The sequence below is a fragment of the Phytoactinopolyspora endophytica genome (assembly GCF_004138495.1).
Classification (GTDB): Bacteria; Actinomycetota; Actinomycetes; order Jiangellales; family Jiangellaceae; genus Phytoactinopolyspora; species Phytoactinopolyspora endophytica.
This window is the reverse complement of record NZ_ML142849.1, coordinates 440,321-442,249: the sequence shown is the minus strand read 5'-3', so window position 1 is coordinate 442,249 and position 1,929 is coordinate 440,321. Positions and strand designations below refer to the sequence as shown.

At 70.5% G+C, this 1,929-nt stretch carries 2 protein-coding genes; both read left to right on the top strand.

Translation table 11 applies throughout. The annotated features are described in order from the left end of the window. Nucleotides 1-412, top strand: a 412-nt coding sequence (locus ELR45_RS01990; protein ID WP_205855697.1) for an SDR family oxidoreductase, incomplete at its 5' end; no start/stop codon positions are given. Between the two features lie 155 nt (nt 413-567). After that, a partial coding sequence (locus ELR45_RS36495; RefSeq protein WP_205855696.1) for a hydantoinase/oxoprolinase family protein occupies nt 568-1,929 on the top strand: 1,362 nt, incomplete at its 3' end.

The following is a 1,929-nucleotide window of genomic DNA, read 5'->3' as shown; positions in this document are numbered from 1 at the left end:
GTCCGCGCAAGGTACCGGTGTGATCCTGCCGCTGTCGAACCCGATGGGCCGGACGCCTGCGGCGCTCACCGGGCCTTTCAGCCAGGCGGCCGCCGCCGTCGAGAACCTCAGCAGGCAGCTCGCTGCCGAGCTTGGAGGGAGCGGCATACGGGTGGTATGCCTGCGGCCCACCGGGATGCCGGACACCGCCCGGCGGCCGGGCTCGAATGTCGGCCGGGTGTGGGCTCGCGCGGCCGAACGCCTGGGGATCTCCATGGAACAGCTTCTGGAGATGGTGGCCGCGGGCAGCCTGCTGGAGCGTCCGCTGGATGTCGAGGAGCTGGCAAACGTGGCGGCGCTCATGGCGTCCGACCGGGCGAGCGGCGTGACCGGAACCGTCGCCAACGTGAGTTGCGGCGCCGTCGCCGACTGAGGGACCGGTCACGGGCCCACCAACCGGGACAGCCCATGGTTGGCAGGAGTTGCCGAGGCATCCGGCAAAACCTGCCGGTTGAATCGCAATGTGAGGCCGCGCCCCGCGTGGCGTCGCGCGCCAACTCGGCAACACCCCGGCTGGGAGGTACGGTCATGCCGCGACGGATCCGGATCGGCATCGACACCGGCGGCACGTTCACCGACGTCGTCGCCGTCGACGAGGGGACCGGCCGGCTGGCTACGACCAAGACACCGTCCACCCCGGCCGATCCGGCGGACGGGTTCATGGCCGGAATCCAGAAGGCGCTGAATATGCTCGACTTCGGCGCGGACGCCGTCTCGGCGGTCTCGCACGGCACGACGGTGGCGACTAACGCGCTGCTCGAGGGCAAGGTCGATGACCTGGGGTTCATCACGACCGAGGGTTACGAGCACGTCCTGGAGATCGCTCGGCAGTCCGTGCCCGACGGCTACGGCAACAGCTACTTCTGGGTGAAGCCACCGCGGATCGTGCCGGTCGACCGGGTCCGGACGGTGCGGGGACGGCTGGCGTTCGACGGGAGTGAGTTCCGGCCGTTCGACGAGGACGACGCCGTCGCCGCGGCACGGTTCTTCCGGGACCGGGGGATCACCACGATCGGTGTCTGCTTCCTGCACAGCTACGCCAACCCGGACCACGAGCTGAGGATGCGTGAGGTCCTCGCCCGGGAGCATCCCGGTGCCATCGTGTCGATCTCGGCCGAGGTACTGCGCGAGTATCGCGAGTACGAGCGTAGTGTCACGACCCTGGTGGATGCCGCCGTCAAGCCCCGCATCCGCCGATACGTCGGGAACATCGCACGCAGGCTCGACCACCTGGTCGATAGCTCCGATCGTGGTGGCAGCCTCGATGTTCACGGAGCGCTTGGTCCCGACGGAAGCCTCGATCCCGACCTGAGCGGGACAGCCGGCCGTCCGGACGGGGACCGGGTTCCGTTCTACGTGATGAAGTCGAACGGAGGGGTGCTTTCCGCGGACGAGGTCGTCGACCAGCCGATCACCACCGTGCTGTCCGGGCCTGCGGCCGGAGCTCTCGGGGCGGCGGTGGTCGCCGAGGCCGCCGGCCGCGTGAGTGTCCTGACCCTCGACGGCGGCGGCACGTCGACCGATGTGACCGTCGTCGTGGACGGTCACCCGGCGTTGACCACCGAGGGCACCGTCGGCGTGTACCCGAGCAAGATCCCGATGATCGACGTCGTCACGGTGGGTGCCGGCGGCGGCTCGATCGCGCGGGTCAGCCCCGAGGGCACGCTCAAGGTCGGGCCGCAGTCCGCAGGGGCCGACCCCGGACCGATCTGCTACGGATCCGGTGGCGTCGAGCCGACCGTGACCGACGCGCATCTGGCGTTGGGCCGGATTCCGCCGCACCTTCTAGGCGGCGAGATCCCGCTCGACGCGGCGTCGGCGCGGGAGGGCGTCGCGGCGCTGGCCGCTCGCCTGGGGCTGGAGCCGGAGCGAGGGGCGGCCGGGATCCTG